This is a genomic window from Vibrio sp. 10N, from assembly GCF_036245475.1.
Lineage (GTDB): Bacteria > Pseudomonadota > Gammaproteobacteria > Enterobacterales > Vibrionaceae > Vibrio.
This window is the reverse complement of record NZ_BTPM01000002.1, coordinates 14,123-36,513: the sequence shown is the minus strand read 5'-3', so window position 1 is coordinate 36,513 and position 22,391 is coordinate 14,123. Positions and strand designations below refer to the sequence as shown.

At 45.4% G+C, this 22,391-nt stretch carries 20 protein-coding genes; 11 read left to right on the top strand and 9 right to left on the bottom strand.

Annotated features, from left to right (window positions below):
- Nucleotides 1-99 precede the first annotated feature (99 nt).
- Nucleotides 100-921 carry a GntR family transcriptional regulator gene (locus AAA946_RS16480; protein WP_338165892.1) on the top strand — a complete coding sequence of 274 codons (822 nt, stop codon included), beginning with the start codon at nucleotides 100-102 and terminating at the stop codon, nucleotides 919-921.
- A 226-nt stretch (nucleotides 922-1,147) separates the two neighbouring features.
- Nucleotides 1,148-2,308 (top strand): MFS transporter, encoded by a 1,161-nt coding sequence (locus AAA946_RS16475; protein WP_338165891.1) that lies wholly within the window; start codon nucleotides 1,148-1,150, stop codon nucleotides 2,306-2,308.
- 83 nt (nucleotides 2,309-2,391) lie between these two features.
- Here the strand turns inward: AAA946_RS16475 and AAA946_RS16470 are convergent, their stop codons facing one another.
- From AAA946_RS16470 to AAA946_RS16450, 5 genes are all read right to left on the bottom strand, one after another.
- Nucleotides 2,392-3,975: an ATP-binding cassette domain-containing protein gene (locus AAA946_RS16470; RefSeq protein ID WP_338165890.1), complete on the bottom strand. Its 1,584-nt coding sequence runs from the start codon at nucleotides 3,973-3,975 to the stop codon at nucleotides 2,392-2,394.
- A gap of 301 nt (nucleotides 3,976-4,276) precedes the next feature.
- Nucleotides 4,277-5,413 carry a DUF1501 domain-containing protein gene (locus AAA946_RS16465; RefSeq protein WP_338165889.1) on the bottom strand — a complete coding sequence of 379 codons (1,137 nt, stop codon included), beginning with the start codon at nucleotides 5,411-5,413 and terminating at the stop codon, nucleotides 4,277-4,279.
- A gap of 5 nt (nucleotides 5,414-5,418) precedes the next feature.
- Nucleotides 5,419-6,780 carry a DUF1800 domain-containing protein gene (locus AAA946_RS16460; RefSeq protein WP_338165888.1) on the bottom strand — a complete coding sequence of 454 codons (1,362 nt, stop codon included), beginning with the start codon at nucleotides 6,778-6,780 and terminating at the stop codon, nucleotides 5,419-5,421.
- Between the two features lie 125 nt (nucleotides 6,781-6,905).
- Nucleotides 6,906-7,256, bottom strand: coding sequence for a hypothetical protein (locus tag AAA946_RS16455; RefSeq protein WP_338165887.1), 351 nt, complete (start codon nucleotides 7,254-7,256; stop codon nucleotides 6,906-6,908).
- 67 nt (nucleotides 7,257-7,323) lie between these two features.
- Nucleotides 7,324-8,529 carry a peptidoglycan DD-metalloendopeptidase family protein gene (locus AAA946_RS16450; protein ID WP_338165886.1) on the bottom strand — a complete coding sequence of 402 codons (1,206 nt, stop codon included), beginning with the start codon at nucleotides 8,527-8,529 and terminating at the stop codon, nucleotides 7,324-7,326.
- Between the two features lie 600 nt (nucleotides 8,530-9,129).
- On the opposite strand from AAA946_RS16450, the gene AAA946_RS16445 reads away from it, so the two are divergent.
- The gene (locus tag AAA946_RS16445; RefSeq protein WP_338165885.1) at nucleotides 9,130-10,734 is read left to right on the top strand and encodes a BCCT family transporter; all 1,605 of its coding nucleotides are present in this window, start codon (nucleotides 9,130-9,132) and stop codon (nucleotides 10,732-10,734) included.
- Between the two features lie 130 nt (nucleotides 10,735-10,864).
- Here AAA946_RS16445 and AAA946_RS16440 read toward each other — a convergent pair whose 3' ends face one another.
- Entirely contained in the window at nucleotides 10,865-11,164 is a 300-nt protein-coding gene (locus AAA946_RS16440) for an isoamylase early set domain-containing protein (RefSeq protein WP_112460607.1), read from the bottom strand.
- A 135-nt stretch (nucleotides 11,165-11,299) separates the two neighbouring features.
- Nucleotides 11,300-11,926 carry a hypothetical protein gene (locus AAA946_RS16435; protein WP_338165884.1) on the bottom strand — a complete coding sequence of 209 codons (627 nt, stop codon included), beginning with the start codon at nucleotides 11,924-11,926 and terminating at the stop codon, nucleotides 11,300-11,302.
- Between the two features lie 298 nt (nucleotides 11,927-12,224).
- Between AAA946_RS16435 and AAA946_RS16430 the strand changes: the two genes are divergently transcribed.
- Together AAA946_RS16430 and AAA946_RS16425 are read left to right on the top strand one after the other, a co-directional pair.
- The gene (locus AAA946_RS16430) at nucleotides 12,225-13,595 is read left to right on the top strand and encodes a YjiH family protein (RefSeq protein WP_338165883.1); all 1,371 of its coding nucleotides are present in this window, start codon (nucleotides 12,225-12,227) and stop codon (nucleotides 13,593-13,595) included.
- 230 nt (nucleotides 13,596-13,825) lie between these two features.
- The gene (locus AAA946_RS16425; protein ID WP_338165882.1) at nucleotides 13,826-14,989 is read left to right on the top strand and encodes a conjugal transfer protein TraF; all 1,164 of its coding nucleotides are present in this window, start codon (nucleotides 13,826-13,828) and stop codon (nucleotides 14,987-14,989) included.
- An 83-nt stretch (nucleotides 14,990-15,072) separates the two neighbouring features.
- On the opposite strand, the gene AAA946_RS16420 is transcribed toward AAA946_RS16425, so the two are convergent.
- Nucleotides 15,073-16,170, bottom strand: coding sequence for a carbohydrate porin (locus AAA946_RS16420; RefSeq protein WP_338165881.1), 1,098 nt, complete (start codon nucleotides 16,168-16,170; stop codon nucleotides 15,073-15,075).
- Between the two features lie 622 nt (nucleotides 16,171-16,792).
- On the opposite strand from AAA946_RS16420, the gene AAA946_RS16415 reads away from it, so the two are divergent.
- A complete protein-coding gene (locus tag AAA946_RS16415; protein ID WP_338165880.1) occupies nucleotides 16,793-16,972 on the top strand; it encodes a hypothetical protein in 180 nt (59 codons plus the stop codon).
- 234 nt (nucleotides 16,973-17,206) lie between these two features.
- Here AAA946_RS16415 and AAA946_RS16410 read toward each other — a convergent pair whose 3' ends face one another.
- On the bottom strand, nucleotides 17,207-18,214 hold the full coding sequence (locus AAA946_RS16410) for a LacI family DNA-binding transcriptional regulator (protein WP_338165879.1): 1,008 nt from the start codon (nucleotides 18,212-18,214) through the stop codon (nucleotides 17,207-17,209).
- A 182-nt stretch (nucleotides 18,215-18,396) separates the two neighbouring features.
- Between AAA946_RS16410 and AAA946_RS16405 the strand changes: the two genes are divergently transcribed.
- From AAA946_RS16405 to AAA946_RS16385, 5 genes are all read left to right on the top strand, one after another.
- A complete protein-coding gene (locus AAA946_RS16405) occupies nucleotides 18,397-19,317 on the top strand; it encodes an aminoimidazole riboside kinase (protein ID WP_338165878.1) in 921 nt (306 codons plus the stop codon).
- A gap of 156 nt (nucleotides 19,318-19,473) precedes the next feature.
- Nucleotides 19,474-20,076, top strand: a complete 603-nt coding sequence (locus tag AAA946_RS16400) for a 2OG-Fe(II) oxygenase (protein ID WP_338165877.1) — start codon at nucleotides 19,474-19,476, stop codon at nucleotides 20,074-20,076.
- 175 nt (nucleotides 20,077-20,251) lie between these two features.
- Nucleotides 20,252-20,956 carry a Crp/Fnr family transcriptional regulator gene (locus AAA946_RS16395; protein ID WP_338165876.1) on the top strand — a complete coding sequence of 235 codons (705 nt, stop codon included), beginning with the start codon at nucleotides 20,252-20,254 and terminating at the stop codon, nucleotides 20,954-20,956.
- Between the two features lie 83 nt (nucleotides 20,957-21,039).
- Complete coding sequence (locus AAA946_RS16390) at nucleotides 21,040-21,408, top strand: hypothetical protein (protein ID WP_338165875.1); 369 nt, start codon at nucleotides 21,040-21,042, stop codon at nucleotides 21,406-21,408.
- Between the two features lie 13 nt (nucleotides 21,409-21,421).
- A complete protein-coding gene (locus AAA946_RS16385) occupies nucleotides 21,422-22,183 on the top strand; it encodes a hypothetical protein (RefSeq protein WP_338165874.1) in 762 nt (253 codons plus the stop codon).
- The last annotated feature ends 208 nt before the right edge of the window (nucleotides 22,184-22,391 follow it).

The following is a 22,391-nucleotide window of genomic DNA, read 5'->3' as shown; positions in this document are numbered from 1 at the left end:
GGAATCAATATCATTTTCATAATCAATATTAATTTTATTGTCCTAGCTCAATTTTCCGTTCTTACATTTACAATGATGGCTAACTGGTCATACTGAGAAATGGGGCAAATTTCTCCAATTCTTGGCCAAATCACCGCTATTGTTTTTACTCCTGCGCGTTTTGTCATACTATGTCGAAAATCATCGACTTATAGACAGCGCGACACTATGACCACCAAAGCGAAATACTCCGATATCTACCAATCGATCAAACAGCGCATTTTGAGTGGGCAATATTCCACAACACAAAAGCTGCCTGGCGGCAGTGAGCTGGCCGAAGAGTTCGGCTGTAGTGAACTGACGATCAAAAAAGCGCTGGATATATTGGTGACAGAAGGTTTGGTAGTTCGAAAGCGAGGCTCAGGCTCATTTGTTAAAAGGCCTTTGGGGAATGCAAGCTACGCGCACCTACATGGCACCAAAGCCAATGTGCTCGCAAACGGTCAATCCGTTGAAACTAAAGTGCTCGAATTTCAGGTAGTACCGGCCGATGAGCATGTTGCCAAACGTCTTAACTGTGATGCAGAAGACATGCTCTATAACACCACCCGACTGCGCATTATTGATGGCGTCCCGTCTTCGTTAGAAGAAACCTATATGCCGATCAGTATCATTTTGGGCCTTAAACGTGAGCACGCTGAGGATTCTATCTACAGTTTTATCACCGACAAACTTGGCCTGAAGATACACAGTTCCACCATGGAAATTACTGTAGTTAAAGCAAGTGAATTTTATGCCAAGGAGTTTGGTATCTCTGAGGGCGAGCCTCTCGTCAACGTTGAGCAGGTGGTGTACCTCGATGACGGCGAGATTTTTGAGTATTCGAATGTGAAACATCGCTGGGAGAGCTATAAGTTCGCCACGAATTTCTTTAAAGTTTAACGTCCGTACTCCTCTACACACACGCTGAAATAAGGACTTATTTCAGCGTCGATTCCACTGATTTTAGCTAGCGCAATTTGCGCATATTGACGATAAATATTCTTTGTCGTCAAGGTCATTTTTTTTCGTTTTACTCACCTCCCCTAAAGCCTCATAGTCGCGGCGAAAACTTCATCAAATCTTACATTTTTTTGATTTCCCACGACTAAATCTGGAGGCACCGCGAGTGGAAAACACAACTGATTTCGCAGTAAAAACTGGCTTTAAAGTTCCTGTTATTGCGCTATCACTCTATGCTGTGGCATCAGGCTATCTAATGAGCTTGATCCCGTTGATGCTCAATCAATACGGCATAGAGGCAAGCAACGCAAGTTGGCTCGCAAGTGTGTTTTATGCGGGTCTATTAGTTGGCGCTGTGATTATTGAGCCAGCGGTTAAACACGTGGGTCATCGCATTGCATTCATTGCCTGCTTGGCGCTATTTATCGCAACCATCGTTGTATTACCGCTTGTCCCTATTGCTTGGGCATGGCTCGTAGCACGCTTTGTTGCGGGTATTGCGGTTGCTGGCGTGTTTGTCATTGTTGAGTCATGGCTACTTGTGGGTGATGAGTCAAGCCGAGCTAAACGTCTAGGCCTATACATGGGCTCACTATACGGCGGCTCTGCTCTGGGTCAGCTTGGCATCGGTTTCATTGGCATCGAAGGTAGCGTGCCGTTTGTGGTGATTCTCTCTATGCTTAGCGCAGCAATTTTAGTGCTGATGTTTGTCCCAACTCAGCAGCCACAAAGCGCGCATTCAGCAACACTGTCACTTAAACAAGTGGCGAAGCTGAACCACGCAGCCATTATTGGTTGTATTGTATCGGGTCTGACACTCGGCTCTATCTACGGTTTGATGCCAGTAGAGCTAACGCACCGCAACGTGTCACAAACCAACCTGAGTGCATTAATGGCATTAGTCATTCTAGGTGGTATGGCAGTTCAAACGATTGTTCCAGCACTAATTAAAGTAGCAGGACGCACACCGCTAATGGGTCTATTCTGCCTACTTGGTGTGTTTGGCGTGGGTCTCGTGATTTTGAGTGATGACTTGAGCGTACTTGCCATCAGCCTATTCTTGATTGGCATGGCCACGTTCGCGCTCTACCCAATCGCGATTAACCTTGGCTGTGACAAGCTTGATGAAAGCTTTATTGTATCAGCGACTCAAGTGATGCTTTTCTGCTACAGCATCGGCTCAGTAGCAGGGCCTGTTATTGCAGACTGGTTTATGAATGGCACCCAAGGTTTGATGGCATACTTGCTAGCCACCATGATGGCGACGGCGATCTACATGTTTATCGCGAGTATCCGTACCAAAAACCACTTGGTGGCGGGAGAATAGAAGTAAAAGGGTCACAATCGTGACCCTTTTTCAGTTTCACCCGTTTATTGGCATACAGCGCTTTCGGACACAACAGTCGACATTTAACTGAGTTCAATGGTTCTATCAATCGCCAAACGTCCAACGAACCCTTCATCATGACTAACAAGGATCGCTGTGCCTTGGTAGCCATTAATGGCTCCAATCAACTGCTGTTTCGCCTCCAAATCAAGATGGTTGTCGGGTTCGTCCAACAGCAAAATTGAAGAGTAGGGTTGATGTGAAGCGATCAACATAGCGAGCTTCATCTTCTCCCCACCGCTAAGCGCTGATACGCTTTGATGCACCGACTCACGTCGAAAACCAATACCAGCCAACAACGTTCGTGCCTTGGGTATGTTCAAGGCTTCACAGCGATGACAGACCATATCCAGCATAGAAACCTCAGCGTCTAAAAAGGAAAAATGCTGATCAAGATAAAAGCACTCGCCATTTACCGTGAAATGCCCACTAAAGCTGGAACTACTGCGCTCCTCTATCAAACGTAACAAGGTGGATTTTCCCGAGCCATTAGCGCCCTTGAGCCAAACATGCTCACCGGAGAATATCTGCCCATTAATTGCATCCGATTCGATGAGCGAGTGGCTAAAATCTTCAAAATGGACCTTCACTCTACCAGCAGACTGAGCTTCACAGGTATACCATTTCTGTGGCTTGAACTGCTCAAGTTGTGATTTCACATTCTGTAGCTTTTGGTCAAGTTCGGCCATTTGGCGCTCATTTTGCGCTTTGACAGCCGAGTTGGCCAATTGTGCCCCCTGCTTCTTGCCGTCCATTAATATCTTTGGCTGACTGCCTGAGGCACGCTGTTTTTCTCCCCGGCTAGCAAGCCTTTGCGCCGTTAACTCGCGACGCTGCGCTTTCTCTACTTTGACTTTTCGGGCTTTCTCCAGCGTTTTCGCCATCTTATTGATAGCCGCTATCTTCTCCTCTTTTTGTTTAAGGAAACCTTGAAAGCCGCCACCATAACTGGTGATCCCCAAGCTGTTGAGCTCTAGAATACGGTCGGTGTTATTCAGAAAGCTGATGTTGTGACTGATCACCAAAATGGGGGCATGACGTTTCCTGAGCATCGCCACCAGCCAATCGATGTGTTTTGTGTCCAAGTGATTGGTGGGCTCATCGAGGATCCAAGCATCGTGTTCTTGGTTAAGCAAACGATAGAGCCTAATAATGGCTCGCTGGCCACCGCTTAGACGACTCAACGGAATGTTCAGGTCTTTGGGCAAACGCAATGTTTCCATCACATCTGCCAACGTCTGCTCTAATTGCCAATCAGAGTCTGCGATAAGGTCAAACCATTTGCTGTCGGTCGCCCCTTCTGAAATTTGTTTGAGTGCATCGAGCTTATGTTCAACACCTAAGTAGGCAGCAATCGAGCATTCAGCATCATCGGACGATCCCTCTTGCAGGTAAACACCCACCGATTTGACCTCGCTTCCCCAGTCAACACTGCCGCTTGTCGGTTGAGATTGCTTGGCCAATATTGAGGCTAAGTGGCTTTTGCCACAGCCATTTTTTCCCACTAGGGCGGTAACACCACATGGAATCGTGAACGAAAGATCGTTAAACAGATCTTGTCCATCTGAAAATTGTTTTGATAGTGAAATAGCATGAATAGCAGTCATACATCCTCCTTGGCAGAGCATGAGACGCTTGGCAGCACAAACGATAATGTCGTGATAGGTAGAGATGTCTCGATCATTGGCAATGCCCTGATCAGTAGACAAAAATATAGAACGAGCCAACGCCCACTAACTCTGCGATTTCAAAAGTTACTTGTATAAAACGTTCGAAATTGAGTTAGTTGTTCATGTAGGCGTGCGCTCCTAGGGAAGTGATGGGAAGGATTATACACAATTGAGCGAAAGTGGCAGCCTCAAAATCCGAGACTGCCAGCGAGATCGCAAAATACAGTGCTAGTACTCACTAACCAAGTAAACCATCTAGCGCCCGTGGCTCAGGTGCTCCTGGAAAAACTTGCGTCAAAGCAGTGTTATCTGCTCCCATATGCTGCTTTAACACGGCCTTAATCACCGCGCGAGTATCAGTAGTTGGCGCCAAATCGCGCCCTTGATAGCGCTGCGCTTCAGAGAGTCCGGGCCACTCCACAATAACGTCAGATTTGTTCAATGCACCACCAAGAACAAACATAACGTTGGCTGTGCCATGATCGGTGCCTTTGGTGCCGTTTTCCGCCACGGTGCGGCCAAACTCACTGGCTGCGATGATAACAGTTGATGACCACTGTTCGCCCAGTGCCTCTTTTAGGGCTGCAAGCCCTTTGTCCAGCTTGGTCAATTGACTGCTAAGTCGGCCTTTGACCGTACCTTGCGCAGAGTGGGTATCCCATCCTCCTAGCTCTAGTACGGCAATATTTGGACCATTCGGCGCGAGCATGAAATCTCCAGCTTGACGCATTAAGCTTGCAAATTGTTTGCTTTGACTGCCGCCGGTAGTCATGGATTCAAGTGCCATCGCATCTTCAAAATTGGCCGACAATACCTCATCATTTTGAAATAGCTCAGCAAGCAAATCCGCTTGTTGCTGTTTGGCTTTGAGTTTGTGCGGAAACCAACTGCTCACTTTGACGTCACCGCGCACAATGAGCGGCATACCGGGGTCAATAGCTATCGCTTGGTGATCCGTTTGTGCAGCAAGATATCGATTCATCCAGCCAATAGGATCAAATGGGTCGGAGCTCCCATTTTCTAACACTTTTTGACCATCAAAGTGCGAGCGCTGCCGGTAGTTTGTCGCGCTCGCATGCACAAAAGCTGCCTGTCCTTGTTGATACCATTGATGAACATTGACTAATGATGGGTGTAGACCAAAGCCTTTATCGAGGGGCTTGAGATCGGTTTTTGCCATCGCGATGTTTGGACGCAGCGCATAGTAGTCATCATCAAAAGTTGGCACCACAACGTTCAATCCATCCATGGCACCACGCAGCGTTATCCAAACCAGTTTGTTGGGTGATTGAGTAGAAGCGAACGATAAATTGGGCAGCAAGCCAACAAGAGATGCCGCGCCAACGCCTTTAATAAAATCTCGTCTTGTCGTCATCGTGTTTACCTATATTGAAACTGTGGGCTCATCCAAAGCACTACAAGCTTAGAGACAGGGTCTTGCGCTTTATCGATCGCCGTAAGGACATGCTCATCAACTTCACTGCCATAAAGTCTTTGAATCATTTGAATCAACTTGTCATCGACATTTTGTTGACTGCGCTCCATATGCCTCACAGCCAGTTTGGCGGTTTGATCCGCGACTTGCCAACGCTGCTTAAGCGCCGATGAGGAATTGTAATCGGCATCGCTGTCGGGCCAACCAGCGGGCGAACCGGACATAAAGGGCTGCTGCCCTAACAGTCTAAGGTGTTGAATCATTTGCCTTGGATTCGGTTCAAAATCGGCACTACGCAGCAAGGCAAAATACCACTCTTGAGGGGTACGAAAACGCAGTTGTTCGGCACTATTTCTAAGTGGTGAGTTAATCAAAGTAATGTACACAGGGATCAGCATCCCTTGATTGTCGAGCCAAACTTTGGTCAGCTCATCGATTAAAGATGCGTGACCAGTGCCATAAAAATGCTCCACCAGCTTGCGACACAAATGCCTGGCGGTATTTTCATGGTTAGCAAGGTCGCGCAAACAGGTGGCTGCTTGCTCCTCACCGGATTGGTCATAGACCTGACCAAGTACATTGATAGCTCCCGGCTCATGCATAGCCCCAACAAACTGATAGCCAGGTCGCTCCGCTTTAAAGCTGACACTCCAACCCGTAAGGCCTTGTGCTAACTCAATCACATCGTTTTGCGAGTAGCCGCCATCGACACCTAAAGTATGCAACTCTAAAATCTCTCGCGCGAGATTCTCATTCAGTCCTTTATTGCGTTTTTGACCCGCCTTGGAGCCAGGACCAATCGAGCGATGATTGTCCAAATAGATCAGCATGGTCGGATGCTGACACACCGCGAGCAACATAGATGGAAAGTCGATACTCCATAGCTCACGTATCACCTCATTTTCGATACCAGCAGCAATAGGTCGAACGCGGCGGTTATCTGCCGATATCGCAAAGTGGTTGCTCCAAAATTGGATCAGACGCTCTTGGAAGCCAAGGGGAGTCGCTAGGGTTTGTAGATTGCGAGCTGTGGCCAATGCTTGATAACTTTCTTGGAAGAACGCATTGCTCGATTTGGTGAACAGCTTTTTCTCTTCTTCGGTCATAGATTGCTTACGGCGACGATTAAGATCGCCCATATGTGCAAGCAGTTCATCGGTGGTAGGCAAAGACGTGATTGCCTTGTTCATATAAGGCTGGGACTTGAGTTGGTCATTGAGTGAGGGAGCGAGTTTGGCATCTCCTACCCTTGGACCAAAACCAAAACGCTGCGAGACAATGTATTGTGCGGACTGTGATTTCTCCATGACAACCTCAATGACGGGAGCATACAAAGAGCATCGCACATTCAGGCCAAATTGCCCAATCACAAACAGCAAAAACAACAGCGGCGCTCATCATTGAGCGCCGCTGTTGTTTTATCAATTAACGATTACGAACGTTTTGGCTGACGGTAAGTTTTACCCGCAGTCTTGTAAGTATCGCTTTGTTTGATTTCAAACATCACATCAAAGAACCATGCGACAAACTTAATCACGTCGTCACCTTCGTTCATGATGTGCTCAGCGAACTCTTGCTCTTCACCGTTATCATCAACATCGTTAAACACGTGATAGATGCGCTCTTCACCATCAACGGTTGCCAGTGCGAACTGACCCGTTAGGCTCTCTGCCGCTTCTTTGATTTCTGGGTTTTCAGAGCTTTTCAGCTTGTTCAATGCGTCTGGGAGTGTTTTCAACTCACATAGCTGCATGACCAGCAGCTGAAATTCTAATTGTTGCATGTATTACACCATTGTTATTTGCAAACCAAGTGTTGTTGAAACCTTAGCACTAAATAAAGCATCGAGATTAAAGGCTCGCCAGTTTGGTCTCTTGTTTCTCAAGCATGGCGTCCAGTTCGTCTCGACGCGCGATAAACTGCTTGAGTTCGTTTTTCGGGACAGAGTCTGCCATAGGAATGTTAGCTCGCATAGCATTTACTGGTCTACCACGAGAAATCAACTCGTAATGCAAATGGGGACCGGTAACTCGACCCGTTGCACCAGATAAACCGATTCGAGTTCCACGAGTTACTTTCTGCCCTTTCTTCACTAGGATTTTACTTAAATGAAGATAACGCGTTTTGTATGGACCACCGTGATCAACCACGACATATTTACCCGCATATGGGTGGTTGCGAACCATGGCGACAACACCGTCACCAGTCGTATAAACATTGGTACCGGTGCGAACGCCAAAGTCCGTACCATTATGCGGAGAAACGCGCCCGGTCACCGGGTGACGACGATTTGGATTGAATCCCGAAGTAATGCGGTGGTTTTTCACTGGATAACGCATAAAGGCACGCTGCAAGCTGTCGCCTTTAGCATCATAGTATTGACCGTTGGTATGCAGGTAAGCTGAGTACATAGCACCGCGATTGAAGATCTTAATCGCTTGAATCTCCGAGTTCCCTGTTGGAGTGCCATCAACAAACTGGCTATTTTTGACGACTTCAAAGCGATCACCTGCACGTAAGTCACGCGTGAAGCTGATCTTGTCTTTTAGCAAGGTCACGACTTGGTCGATTTCTCTTGGATTAAGTCCGAGCTTGTTCGCAGAGGCAGAGAAACTGCCATTAATACTGCCAACCATAGCGACACTTTCCCATTGACCCGGGATAGAAATATCTTTGAACTCGTAACTTCCATCATCTAAACGAGCATAGACCGCTTTTTCAGCGACATTACGGCTCACTTCAAGCTTAGTGAGCGCGCCTGAGGCTTCATCTTGCCAAAAACGCAGTCTGTCGCCAGGCCTTAGCGTGTCGAGTACAAGGAAGTTCAAATCGGTTTCCATTACAGACATCATGTCACTGTATGGAAAACCCAACTGGTCAAAGATCTGGCTTAGGCTATCACCAGATTTTACTTTGTAAGCGTATTTAGGTGGCAATTCAGCTTTTGGTGGTTCTTCAGAAAGCACAGCAACGGCAGGAGAGTCATTGAGATTAAGTTCAATGGTACCTTTCATATTTGAGTCAGGTAAGCTGTGAAGAAAAGCAAACGCTGCCATAAAAGGCAGTCCAAAAGCGATGCTTGTTTTGAGTTTTCGCGACGGATTCTTGGCCGTGGTTGATCCGCCTGCTGATTGATTCGATTGCACAATGGTTCCGATGCATGTCGTAAATTGAGCCACTAGAGTAATCGTTTCCTATTTTAAATGCACCCAAATGTCGGGAAAAGTCAGGTAAAACATGTGATGAGAGTGTAAAAAAGCGACGTTTGTCATCTATTCAGCCTCGGCCATTTTTTAGTCATTACTCCCAAGATTATCTAACTGCTTGAATTTACTTGAACCGTGTCGAATAGTGTCAAAAATGTGTTTTAACGGCCGATAAAGTGATGATTCAAGCTATATCTACTATTGCCCTACAGCGGAATTGGTAGCATATCAATGCCTTTAATTACACTTTCTATTCATAACCATCCCCATATGATCGTCTAGATATGATAGAATTGTCAGTTCAGGATTAGATGTAAAACGGATAATTTCATCATAAACCTCTGATTAAAAACTACTTTAATCGAAGGAATTTCGAATTCTAATCAGCAATTCATTAAACATGGAGTTGGTCTTTATATTCGTCCACACGAATATGTAAACCTCATAATTATGAGTTTCAAATCTCAAAAATACAGTATCGATTCAACTGACTATCAAGTCGGCCAAGACAACATCACCAAATGGGGCATGGATGTCCACAACACAGTATTTACCGCGTCAGCGGGTCTATCCATCCTCTTCATCGTCACTCTTCTCGTCCTTTCGCCAGCCGATGCTAAGGCAGCTATCGACGCGGTAAAAGCCGTCGTCCTCTCGAAGTTTGACTTTGTGTTTATGTGGGGAGCGAACATCCTACTGATATTCGCAGTACTCATTGCTTTTTCTCCACTAGGGAAAATTCGTTTAGGTGGCGATGACGCCACAACGGACTATTCAACCTTATCCTGGATCTCAATGCTGTTTGCAGCAGGTATGGGTATTGGTCTTATTTTCTGGGGTGTGGCAGAGCCAACCGCATTCTTTACCAACTGGTTCGGTACGCCGCTAAATGCAGAGCCTTTCACACCAGAAGGTCGTGAAGCCGCACTGGGTGCCACGGTATTCCACTGGGGCCTACACGCTTGGGCGATCTATGGTATGGCCGCACTGTCACTGGCCTACTTTGTGTATAACAAAGGCCTACCACTTTCTATGCGCTCGGTGTTCTACCCATTGCTGGGTGACAGAGTTTGGGGTCGCATCGGTGATGTTATCGACGTGATGGCAGTACTGGTTATCCTATTTGGTCTTGCGACGTCTCTAGGACTAGGGGGCTCTCAAGCGGCAAGTGGTATCAGCCACGTATTCGGTCTAGAAAACAGCTTAATGCTGCAGATTGCCATCATCCTTACTATCATGGGTCTGGCGATTGTTTCTGTGGTTCGCGGTATGGATGGCGGTGTTAAGGTGCTGAGTAACCTTAACATGATCATCGCCTTCATCTTCCTTGGCTTTATGGGCTTACTGAACTTCACTACTGTATTTGATTCATTAACAACCTCACTTGTGGGCTATGTTAAAAACATCATTCCACTAAGCCAAACAACTGGCCGCGAAGATACCACATGGCTACACGGCTGGACCGTGTTCTATTGGGCTTGGTGGGTAGCGTATGCACCATTCTTCGGTATGTTTGTTGCTCGTATTTCAAAAGGCAGAACAATCCGTGAATTCCTATTCTGCGTGCTGATCATTCCAACACTGGTTACCACAGCGTGGATGTCTTTCTTTGGTGGTATCGCAATTCAGCAAATCATCGACAAAGTTGGCTTGCTTGGCATGGAACAAGGGATCTCTGACGTATCACTCAGCCTGTTCTACATGCTAGATGCGTATCCTATCGGCAATATCCTTTCTATGATCGCAGTTGCATTGATTGTGGTGTTCTTCGTTACCACACTCGACTCTGGCTCTATTGTGGTTGATAGCATGACAGCAGGTGGCAAGCTAGAACTCCCGATCAAGCAGAAAGTGGTTTGGGCGGTGATCTCAGCGGTGATTGCGACAGTGATGTTGTGGATCGGCGGTACTGATTCCATTCAAGCATTGCAATCCATCACGATTATTGCGGCGCTGCCGTTTACAGTTATTTTGATTTTGGGCTGTGTTAGCCTAATCAAAGGCCTGTTAACCGAGGTTGATAAGCCTAAAGTCGCTGACAGACAAGCGCAATAAGACCTTAGAAGCTAACTGTACAATACGTTGGCAATGTAAAAAGAGGCTCACAGTATCACTGTGAGCCTCTTTTTGTTCATATCGGTTTGTATCGCTGTCGATTACCTAAATAAACCAACGCGCGATTCAGTTAAGCCTGTGCCGTGTTCACGATACAGTTGTCGGCACCAAACCCATTCGGAACATATTGATCCGCTTGCGCGTCGTTCACCCACTCACTCTCATTAACTAGATAACGAAACTCAAACTGAGCATCTTTTGGTAGTCGAGTTTTGTATTTAAACGACTTTGTCTTTGCGACTTTCTTCATTGGCACGGGTTGCCAATCAAGAAAGTCCGCCATCAGCACCGCACTTTGTACATCGGTTGCATCCAACTCGAACGTGACTTCAACTTCATCTTTAGTTTTAAAAAAACGCTTATTAATCATTGCAAGCTCCATTTGTCTAAAAAATAACAACATCAAAACTTCATGTTATGTAATTAATGTCACATTCTCAAGGGCATATTTGCAAGCAATGATTTATTCAATCAATAAAAACAACCCATTCCATAGAAAGGCCAATTAGCATCCCGTCCATTTAAAGTTCTTTGCTTCACAGCTAAGGCTATCCTGCTCTGCAGGCTCTTCGGCCATGGACTGAGCCTTGCCATGTTTGTTGAAGCTTAATGTCATTCTATCTTCACTGCGTTGCAGGTCGATGATGTCAATGCGATCACCGGCAAGCTTAGCATCTGCCAAAATCACGCGTTGACGCGTTGAATCCCACTTAAACAGCCCTAAGTAATAGAACACACCCGAGCCTTGGTTGCTCACGGCAAACGGGATCACCACAGCCGACAGAGTCTTATCTGAATAGATAGCCTGCTGATACGCATACAGCAGATACACGCTGCCTCTTTCCATACCATCATCATAACTACCAGCGGCAACTTGTTTATCCTGGTCTATGTCAGTAAGCAGAGTGAATGCGCTGGTCTCTGGCACTTGAATCGTCCATGGGTTGGCCACTTTCAGTCCTAAAATGGCTTCAACAACAGGATCCGCCTGAACATTTTGCTGAGATGGGAATTTGGCGAGGATCTCTTCATCCGTGAGCGAGAAGCGATAGATACCCGCCACAATAACAACGGCGAGTAAACACAAGGGAATCAATAGTATCAGTGGAACGGGAAGCTTCTTCCTAGGCATTATTATACTTCTCAATAACTTATTCAATCATTACAGTTTAGCGCGTTCTCTTTAGCCCTGAAAGCATCAATCCCCACTATACTTTGTAAACACTGACAAAAGCCCTCACCATACATTCTATTGCGTATTAGTGGCGACAAAAGAACCATATAGTGAATAATTACTCTTTAATGATGAATAGTATTGCCACAATTCAAAAAAAGGGGTAATCTTGCGCTCAATGCACAAATATGGATGTTTAGTGAATAAATAGGCGCAGGACGTCGTCATTATTAACTAGTTGTAACACGAGAGAAAAATGCAAAACAGTGCTCAATCAATGCCGAAAAGCGGCAAAAAAGGCAACTTCTGGATGTTCTTCATCCCGTCTTTAATCGGCCTATTCTTGTTTATGGCGCCAATCAGCTACGATGGCGGTCTTACTATTCCTGTCGCAGTCCTTGCTAAAGCTTTGCAAGCCGCTGTTGGCGACTTCATTGTTCCTTTAGTCACAGCAATTATTGCTGTAATGGCAGCAGCATCTGTTTTGTCTCGCATTTTCAAGCCTGCTTTCATTACTAACAATGAGTTTCTGAACGGCCTGTTTAACCCAACACCAATGTGGCTCGCGGTTCGCGTTATTGGTGGTATTGCGGTACTAATGACCTACTTCCAAGTTGGTCCAGAAGCCATTTGGGAAGAAAACACGGGCGGTCTCGTGTTGGAGGGCCTTCTGCCGACGCTATTTGCGGTATTCATTTTCGCAGGTCTTCTTTTGCCATTACTTCTAAACTTTGGTTTGCTCGAACTGTTTGGTGCGCTACTAAGTAAAATCATGCGTCCAGTGTTCAACCTTCCGGGTCGCGGCGCTATCGACTGTATGGCCTCTTGGTTAGGCGATGGTAGTGTGGGTATTCTTCTGACCAGCAAGCAATACGAGAACAAGTTCTACACCATGCGTGAAGCCGCTGTAATTGGTACAACTTTCTCAGCAGTTTCTATTACGTTTAGCCTGGTTGTTATTGCACAAGTTGAACTTGAGCACCTATTCCTACCTTTCTATGGCGCGATTTGTTTGGCGGGTATTGTGGCAGCAATCATTATTCCTCGCCTACCGCCACTGCGTAACAAAAAAGACACCTTCATCGATGGTACTAAGCCTTCGAAAGATGCCGAAGTAACGCCAGAAGGCCACACGACTTTCTCTTGGGGTCTGGATCTTGCGTTGCAACGTGCTGGTACCGTGACATCTGCTAAATCTGTATTTGGTGAAGGCATTAAGAACGCTGTCGATATGGTATTTGGCGTACTGCCTGTCGTCATGGGTCTAGGCACCGTTGCGTTGGTTATTGCAGAATACACATCTGTATTTGAAATCCTGGGCACACCGTTTATCCCATACCTAGAGTTGTTAGGCGTACCAGAAGCGGTAGCCGCATCAAAAACCATGGTTGTCGGTTTTGCGGATATGTTTATCCCATCTATTCTAGCGGCGTCGATTGATAACGAGATGACACGCTTTGTGATTGCAGCGATGTCGGTGACACAGCTTATCTATATGTCTGAGGTAGGTGCCTTACTACTTGGTAGCCGCATCCCAGTGAACATTTTCGAGCTGTTCGCCATCTTTATTCTGCGTACTCTAATCACGCTTCCTGTGATTGCTGGTGTCGCGCATTTGATTTTCTAAATCGCTCACTGCTTTTCTCTTGACGAGGCTCACCTTTTTGAGGTGAGCCTTTTTTTATCCCATAAAAACAACATGATGCATCATTTACTTTATATAAATATCAATTATCATATGCTCGCTTGTGAATAATTTACAGCAACGCAGTGGCGTGCTTTCTGTAAAGGAGGCACGTGATAAATAAGACTCATCGGATAATGAGTACTAATGCGAACGAATCGCAGGATATAATAATGAAAAACATCACTAAAGTGGCCGCCATCGTTTTGGCAGCAACCACTCCAACCATATCGAATGCAGCTAACAATATGATCGAAGCACGCGGTGCCGCCATGGGCAACACTGGCGTAGCCTCGGCTGACTACCTGACTGCAGGCTTATACAACCCAGCATTAACAGCATCATACAAAGATAACGACGATGTCGGTTTGCTACTGCCTACCCTTGGCGCTAGTGCTCGCGATACTGACGAAAGTATCTCTACGCTTGACGATCTACAGTCGTTGATCGACGAGTACGAGAAAAACCCGTCAGGCGAACAAGCAAAGCTAATCGAAATCAACCGCCTACTTGATCAACTTGAAGGCAACAAGCCGACAACCGTAAGTGCCAACCTAGGTTTTGCGGTAGCGATTCCATCGAGCCTAGTATCCAGTAATCTCTACGCTCGTGGCTACGCAGAAGCGATTGCAGCGCCTTTAATTGCACCTAGCCAAGGTGATACACCTGAACAAATTCAAGCCCGCTACGAGAACTCTGAAGTGCAAATGCAAGCTTTTGCTAGCGCCGAGCTTGGCTTAGCACTGGGTAAAAACTTCACCATTGCCGATCAAGACGTCTCGTTTGGTATCACACCTAAGTTCCAAAAGCTGCGTACGTATGCGTTGATTGCAAGCGTACAAGACTTTGATGCCGACAATGCAGAAGATAGCATGGTTGAAACGAGTGCTTTCAACTTCGACTTGGGTGCGGCTTGGCATTACAACAACTGGCGTCTAGGCCTGTCGGTTCGTGACATCATTCAACAAGAGATTGATGTACAAACTTACGAAGGTACCAAGATTGATACTTACAAGCTAAACCCGATGGCAACCATTGGTTCAGCCTACAATGGCGAGTTCGTGACCGTAGCGGTCGATATTGAACTTACCAAGCAAGAGCGCTTTGCTAGCCTTAACGATGAAACTCAGTACCTACGTTTTGGTATCGAGGGCAATGCTTGGGACTGGGCACAACTTCGTGCCGGTTATGAGGTGGATATGCAAGACAATGCCGACAGTGCTATCACCGCAGGTATTGGTTTGAGTCCGTTTGATGTGGTAAGCCTTGATATTGCAGGCAACTACGCGGGTAGCAATCAACTGGGTGCATCTGCAAACCTAGCATTTACGTTCTAATTGCTAAGCAGATAGAAAAAAACGGAGCGATAATCGCTCCGTTTTTGTATTTGGCAGTTTTGTTCTAAACGGTTTGTCGTCGATTAGAAGAAGTACTTGAAGCGTACACGAACGCCTTTGTCTGTATCTTCCTCAAACACTTTCGCAGTTGTTTGGTCATCAACTTTCGTGTAGTAAGCACCTAGGTAGATTGAGAAATCATCAACTGCTAGCACGTCTGCAAACTCGTAAGATGCGTAAACCGTGTCTACTTTCGCCTTACCTTCTGTGTACGTTAGCTTTTTGTTTTCGTACTCGTTGTTCGCATGGATATAACCAAGACCGAAGCCTTTGTATAGCGCGTTCACACCAACAGTCATGTTGTCTTCGTCAACTGCGTCCATGTATGCAAAGTTTGCAATCAAGTTCCAGTCAGCAGTCGTGTAGTTAGCAGTCACACCGTAACCCATACGGTCAGAGATATCTACACCACTCTCAGTAACAACTGCATCTTTAACTAGGTTCGTTTCTAGAGACGCTGCGATGCCGAAGTTACCCGCTTGGTAGCCGACTACAGGACGAATTAGTACAGAGTCTTTTGTTTTGCTTTGGTCAATGTTTGCACCGTGGTATTTACCACCAGTAAATAGGTCTGAACGGTCACCAATCATAGAACCTAGCTCAACGTATAGGTTGTCGAAAGACTGGCTGTACATGATTTGGCCGTCAGAACCACGACCACGTGCTTCTTTCATTTGGTATACATATGGTGCACCATCAGCAACTAGTTCGTTTGAAGTGTCACCAGAGTACTCTAGGAACGTATCTTGACCTACAGGGAACATGTCGAATGCTTCAAAACGACCCATACGTAGGTTCCAACCATCTTGTGCACCAAACGCAAACCATGCATCATCCAGTGCGACTTCACCGTTGCTTTGCATCAAAGGTTGAACATTTACTTGGAAAATGTGACCGTTGGTAGTAATGCGCTCGCCTGCAAACTCAAGAAGAATACGACCAGATTGGTTGAATTCGTTGTTCTCTTGACCTTCGCGATCTTGGAAGTTGAAGTCAAATTCAACGTCACCACCGATAGAGAAGTTACCTTGCTCGTTGTCTACGATGCTGATGCCCGCGTTTGCGCCCATAGCAGCAGAAACCAATACTGCAGCTAGCGATAGCTTAAATGTGTTTTTCATTATTAACCCCAGGGATTGTAATTAACTATTTTTTTTATATTTAAAAGCTTTCTGTTTGTAGTGAATGAGCAGGGATAAACCTAGCACCTCATTCACACGTCACATCAAACAAAAAACTTGAAATCATTTATCGAATGAACGAGGGCAATTTTGGGCAAAATCATTCACACCATCAATCCTAATAAGTTAAAAATGCCTATCTAAATCACGCTTTTATAAAAATACAAAAACCCATACTTATCAATTACTTATATATAAATAAATATCCATTTAGCTTTAAAAACATTTATTGACTCAATTTATATGAACTTTAATTGAATTCGCAGTCTTACAGTGATGCCTGTCACAATTACAGATTAATAAAAGTATTAATTGGCTGTTTAATTTGCAGACAAAAGATGTAGTAAGAATGTAACACTTATTCGACATATCTGAATGACTACGGTTACGTAACAAGCTGTATAGATGCATCTCCATTAATAAGAACTCGCAACTACACCTGTTGATGCTATCTTCTCGGCCGTGTCGTGGTCAGACGAGGCGCATCAAACCGCAAATAAACTTGCTATTAGGCGCATATGGTCTAGGTTAACAATATGAAAGGAATTGAGGAGTGAGTCGCATGAATCAAACGTTGGAACAGGACATTGTTGACGCCATTCATCATTTAGATGTTAACCAACTCAGAGACGTTAAGTCCTTTGTTGAAAGACTGTCGAGCGAGAAACAACTTAAGGAGCTGGTGACAGAAGAAGAGATAGCAATGATACTCAAAGTCAGCGCCAATAAGCAGCGACGCTAGTCAAGAAAAAGACACTCTGCTCTCCATCATACCCATACACCAAAGGCCAGCATTGCTGGTCTTTGGTGTATGGGTATAAATATAAGAAGCCTAGCTAGGCGCTAATGACGAGCACTTCCTCTCGCCCTATATTATGTGACAGCGTCACATTTAAAAGTGACCTTAAGATGAAAGAGTCCAAACATTCCCCCTCTTCTCAGTATGACACTCTATTTTCACCAACGTGAGATAGGGCTAACCGCTTCGGTAACGAATATGAGCAGGTATAACCACCTTTCTTTTATAAGACTCATCAGACAAAACGGCTTGCAAACAATCAAACGTCTTCACCGCCAACTGTTGGCAATCTTGCTCGATAGAGTCGATTTGCAACGGCAAGCAATCAAGCACGGAATAGTTATCAAAGGTGGCGAGTCGCATCGGCTGCTGGGCGGCAGCCGCCATCAGTTTATGCTCATTGAGATACCTAAGCACACCTTCCAATAAAGAGTAGGAACCCGTAAACAGTGCTGCTGGAAGCCGACCTAGATGTTCAACACAGCTTCGCATCATCTCATAACCACTTTGAGGCTGATAATCCTGGTTAAAAACAAGCTCAGGTTGCAACGACAGCGCACCCTCTTGAATGGCATCAACGAAGCCTTGATAACGCTCTCGGCTAGGAGACAAAGAGAGCTGCCCGCCGATAAACGCACATTCAGACACACCTTTAACCAATGCAGACACAATAGCTTTCGTAGAGTCATACGCATCCGTCGTTATCTCACTATAGCGCTCGGACTCCAAGTCTCGGTCAAAAAACACCACAGGGATATCTTTGATATGACTTTGATAATAGTCATCACTATCTAAGCATGAAGCCACCATCATGCCATCGACTTGGCGTTCAACAAGGTTCGCCACCGCCTTTTTCTCCTGCAAAGGATCGTCATCGGTAGAAGCAATTAAAAGTTGATAACCCGCGTTTAAGCACAGCTGTTCCAATGCTTTCGCAATCGTAGCGAAACCCATGTTGGTAAGATCTGGGATAACCAAGCCAAAAGTTTGCGTCTTTTTCGACTTGAGCGCTCTGGCATAAACACTGGGCGAATAGTTATGCTCCTCAACGACACGCAGCACGCGTGCCACCGTCTCTTTATTAATGCGGTGTTTTTCTGCATGTCCATTCAGCACAAAACTGACGGTCGATTTAGAGACCTCTGCCAATTGTGCAATATCGGCCAATTTTAGCTTTTTGCTCATCGCGTTCTACTTATGCTTCCTGCTTGTTGCGTCTTATATAGAGAAGATCTTCACTGCGGATCACGATCGTGCTTGAGATCACAATTTTTAGCGCCGCTATCATGGTGTCTATTAAAACACATTTTCTTTGCTAAATCGATTTAGTAAACTCAAAACAAATCGATTAGTACAGGAAATTTGTGATGAGTAAGGTTTGGGTAACTGGCGATGCCGTTGTAGATTTGATTCCTGATACGGACACGACGTATCTAAAATGTCCCGGTGGTGCTCCTGCAAACGTCGCTGTTGCGATCGCTCGACTCGGTGGTGAAACCGGATTTTTTGGCCGTGTCGGTCAAGACCCGTTAGGACGCTTCATGAAGCAAACGCTGAGCTCAGAAAACGTGAATACTGACTTCATGCTACTAGATGACGCCCAGCGCACTTCAACGGTTATCGTTGATCTTGATGAATCAGGCGAACGCAGCTTCACCTTTATGGTTAAGCCAAGTGCCGACCAATTTATGCAAGTGAGCGACATTCCTGAGTTTAGCGCAAGCGAATGGCTACACGTTTGCTCTATCGCACTTGCTAATGAGCCAAGCCGCAGCGCGACACTAGAAGCGATGAAACGCATTAAGCAAGCCGGTGGCTTTGTCAGTTTCGATCCGAACCTTCGTGATGAAGTGTGGGGCGACCAAAGCCTTATCAAGCCTGTTTGCCAGCAAGCCATTGCCCTAGCCGATGTGGTTAAGTTCTCGGATGATGAACTGATGTTCCTAACTGAAACCAACAATCTAGACGCTGGTATCGCTGCGCTTGGCGAATACAACAATACACTTGTGCTCATTACTCAAGGCGCAAAAGGCGCATTAGTTATTCGCGGAAACGAGCAACAGCTAATTGCCGGTACGCCAGTCAAGCCGGTTGATACCACAGGTGCCGGCGATGCTTTTGTTGGCGGCCTATTGACTCGCCTATCTAAAACCGCAGATTGGATCAATGATGAGACCATCGTTGATGCGGTTCGCTGGGCCAACGGCTGCGGCGCTTTAGCGACAACGCAAAAAGGGGCGATGACCGCACTGCCTAGTGAACAAGCCCTTATCGATTACATTCAGTAATTTTGTGCCCCTTGCTGCGGTAAGGGGCGACCTCTACCCTTTTATGCCCTCGCCTTTTTCATCAAGCGTTATCGTCACGATTAACAACCTAAATTGAAGCATGCTGTCTATTTCTTTATAAAGCGCCCTCCCTGTTTCTAACAACGATGGTGCATCATGCAAACAATGATCGACAATCTGACCCAACATGGCTATTACGTTTGGGATGACTTTCTCTCTGCCAAGCAAGTTTCAGCTCTCAAAGAGTGCTTACCTGAAGAGTGGAACAAAGCGCGTATTGGTCGTAATGATGATGTGATGCGTGAAAGTGCCATTCGCAGTGACAAGATCTGTTGGCTATCACCCGATCTTGGTGATCCGGTAGGGCAATTTCTTAGCAAGATGGAAATCATTCGCCAAACCGCTAACCAAAACTTTTTCTTGGGGCTATTTGAGTATGAAGCACATTTCGCCAAATATGAGAAAGGCGACTTCTACCAAAAACATCTCGACTGCTTCCGCGGCAATGAGAACCGTCGTCTGACGACCGTGTTTTATATGAATGACGAGTGGACAGACGAAGACGGTGGCGACTTGGTGGTTTACGATCTTGATGACAATGAAATCACTCGCATCAAGCCGAAATCTGGCCGTTTGTTTGTGTTCTTCTCAGAAATGTTCCCGCACGAAGTTCTGCCGACTCAACGCGAGCGCTTTAGTATCGCCGGTTGGTTCCGAATTAATGGTGTGAAAGACAACGTTCTAGATATCGCTCACTAAGCCTCCCCCAACTCTAGCTATCCGACACACTAGCAAGTTCTTAACAAGGGTTTGCTAGAAGTGTCCGCTAGCGGATACTCTTCCCTCGTCCCATCCCTTACACTCTCCCACATCAACAAGAAACACCTGCTATTAGCCTCTATAATTTTTGAGACAACATCAAAAAGGGGCAGCGATGACAAAGACAGTAAGCAGTAAACAAATACGATGGACGGCGTCTTTATCAAGCGAACTATTGAGTGAACTCGAGTCCATCGCCAAACGCACAACGCTGTCTAATCAGGCTATTGCAGGAGCAAGCTTGATTAATAAAGGCGTTAACTTTGTTGAAAAAGGAACATTGGCGATTTGTATCCAAACGCCAAACTTGAAAACAGCCAACTGTTTACTGGTGGGTGAAGGAGGTTGGTTTGGCAACTATATTGATGATGCCCACTCCTTGTCATCATTTATCATGATTGAGATAGAACCTTGCAGCATCGTTCATTTTAGCAATCAGAAACTGACGCCAATTACTCATAAGAACAATGAGATCTTCAAATGGTTCTACTCACTCACATTTGAATCTCGAGAAAAATGGCTACAAAGCCAAATAATCAACAACGCCAATATTACGGAGCGGATCGTCTATCAATTAATTGAGATCTTAGCTCATATTAGTAGTAGAAACATGCCTGTGGAAATAGCGATTTCCCAACAACAACTAAGCGATATGACGGGTATTGCGAGACAAAGAGTTAATGAAGTAATGAAAGAACTAGAAAGAAACCAAATGGTTTCACTGCACCGCGCGAAAATTACTATTAACTCGACTGAAAAGCTAGCTCGTTATTTAGACGATATGGATCTCAGCATTCGAGACCCACGAAATATTATTTAATACCTAACACCATCGGCCTTTTGGCCGGATTTACCACCAAGCAATCAGGGTCTCCTGAGGACTCACTTTATCTGAAGGTTACTATGCCATTTATCTACGCTATAGCAGTTAATACCGATACAAAAGACGATGTAAACAAAACGCTCCGGGTCAATGGCCTAGAGGGGGAAGTCGTCGTAGATAACAGTGGCAATGTCTACATTTGCCCACAAATAAGCACAACTAAGTGGATGTACTATCCAAAATCAGAACAGCGAATTAATCGCAAAGATACACGCTGGGATTTGATATTAGAAGCAGCCCTGCTGTTCATGGAAAAGCACTACGTTATCAAGGTGGATAGTAGGGAGCCTAAATGGCTAGATATCGACTGTCTATTCCGCTGTCCGAAAATGGAATTATATATTGAAAGCTTAGATTTAATATCTAGCCGTCATAGCTACCACAATTAATCGAGAGTTTACTATGAAATTATTAAACTGTATTCCACACTCATTATTTATCTTGGCTATGGTTTCGCTTTATGGCTGCGGCAGTTCGACACCTCAAATTAATGACCCTGAGATCATGACAACCTCATCCATGAAAATTCGTACCTTCGATCTCATTCAGAATCACTCCGGATTCGCAATTCATGATGTTATTGCTCAGACTCACTCTCAGCATGAATACCACTTGCTGAAAAATCATGCTCTGAGTCATTCAAGCCAGCTGACCACCGTTCATTTTAACGAACCGACGGACTTGCACTACCCACTTGCCATCGACTTATTAGATAGAAATCTGCAAGTTAAACGCACAAGCACCCAAATAAACATCGCTAATGATGCTTTTTACTGGGTATTTGCCATCGGCGATGTCACTACTGGTCAGTATTCACTCTACGCTATGACTAAGCCCGAGATCACCCCCGTTGACGATAGTGTTCCGCTGTTTATTGTTGATACAACCTTGCCTCAACACAGCATGGCACAGCTTAAGGTAACGAATAACGATTTATCACAGCAAACCTTGTTACTCGACGCACCAACACAAATTAATCTACCGATGGATATTGACGACTTTTCCATCGAAGTAAAACAGAGCGAGTCCAATACGATCCGCTGCGAGAATCTTCTCTCTAAGTATACTCACCTCTATAGAGAGGAGGTAATTCACTGGCAAGATGGACAATGGTTAGTGGTCGTGTCAGGTGATGAAAAATGTTCTCTTCACCTTATCTATTAAAGTGTGTTGCCATGTACGGGTCTGTGATTATCACAGACCCGCCTACTGCCTATTCATTCAATAAAACCGCAAGAATAGCAGTTTAAAATATCAATAAATATTGTTTTTAAACAACAACTTAGTCAATAAAAACCCAGTAGCACATAAATTCCATCACCACGAATAAAAGCTACTTTTTTTGATGGCTATCTCAGTCATAAACATAAAA

Bases quoted from the DNA above. Each gene is read 5' to 3' on its own strand.
- AAA946_RS16480 (WP_338165892.1), top strand. From the start codon at position 100: ATGGGGCAAATTTCTCCAATTCTTGGCCAAATCACCGCTATTGTTTTT.
- AAA946_RS16470 (WP_338165890.1), bottom strand. From the start codon at position 3,975: ATGACTGCTATTCATGCTATTTCACTATCAAAACAATTTTCAGATGGA.
- AAA946_RS16465 (WP_338165889.1), bottom strand. From the start codon at position 5,413: ATGACGACAAGACGAGATTTTATTAAAGGCGTTGGCGCGGCATCTCTT.
- AAA946_RS16460 (WP_338165888.1), bottom strand. From the start codon at position 6,780: ATGGAGAAATCACAGTCCGCACAATACATTGTCTCGCAGCGTTTTGGT.
- AAA946_RS16455 (WP_338165887.1), bottom strand. From the start codon at position 7,256: ATGCAACAATTAGAATTTCAGCTGCTGGTCATGCAGCTATGTGAGTTG.
- AAA946_RS16450 (WP_338165886.1), bottom strand. From the start codon at position 8,529: ATGGCAGCGTTTGCTTTTCTTCACAGCTTACCTGACTCAAATATGAAA.
- AAA946_RS16445 (WP_338165885.1), top strand. From the start codon at position 9,130: ATGAGTTTCAAATCTCAAAAATACAGTATCGATTCAACTGACTATCAA.
- AAA946_RS16440 (WP_112460607.1), bottom strand. From the start codon at position 11,164: ATGATTAATAAGCGTTTTTTTAAAACTAAAGATGAAGTTGAAGTCACG.
- AAA946_RS16435 (WP_338165884.1), bottom strand. From the start codon at position 11,926: ATGCCTAGGAAGAAGCTTCCCGTTCCACTGATACTATTGATTCCCTTG.
- AAA946_RS16430 (WP_338165883.1), top strand. From the start codon at position 12,225: ATGCAAAACAGTGCTCAATCAATGCCGAAAAGCGGCAAAAAAGGCAAC.
- AAA946_RS16425 (WP_338165882.1), top strand. From the start codon at position 13,826: ATGAAAAACATCACTAAAGTGGCCGCCATCGTTTTGGCAGCAACCACT.
- AAA946_RS16420 (WP_338165881.1), bottom strand. From the start codon at position 16,170: ATGAAAAACACATTTAAGCTATCGCTAGCTGCAGTATTGGTTTCTGCT.
- AAA946_RS16415 (WP_338165880.1), top strand. From the start codon at position 16,793: ATGAATCAAACGTTGGAACAGGACATTGTTGACGCCATTCATCATTTA.
- AAA946_RS16410 (WP_338165879.1), bottom strand. From the start codon at position 18,214: ATGAGCAAAAAGCTAAAATTGGCCGATATTGCACAATTGGCAGAGGTC.
- AAA946_RS16405 (WP_338165878.1), top strand. From the start codon at position 18,397: ATGAGTAAGGTTTGGGTAACTGGCGATGCCGTTGTAGATTTGATTCCT.
- AAA946_RS16400 (WP_338165877.1), top strand. From the start codon at position 19,474: ATGCAAACAATGATCGACAATCTGACCCAACATGGCTATTACGTTTGG.
- AAA946_RS16395 (WP_338165876.1), top strand. From the start codon at position 20,252: ATGACAAAGACAGTAAGCAGTAAACAAATACGATGGACGGCGTCTTTA.
- AAA946_RS16390 (WP_338165875.1), top strand. From the start codon at position 21,040: ATGCCATTTATCTACGCTATAGCAGTTAATACCGATACAAAAGACGAT.
- AAA946_RS16385 (WP_338165874.1), top strand. From the start codon at position 21,422: ATGAAATTATTAAACTGTATTCCACACTCATTATTTATCTTGGCTATG.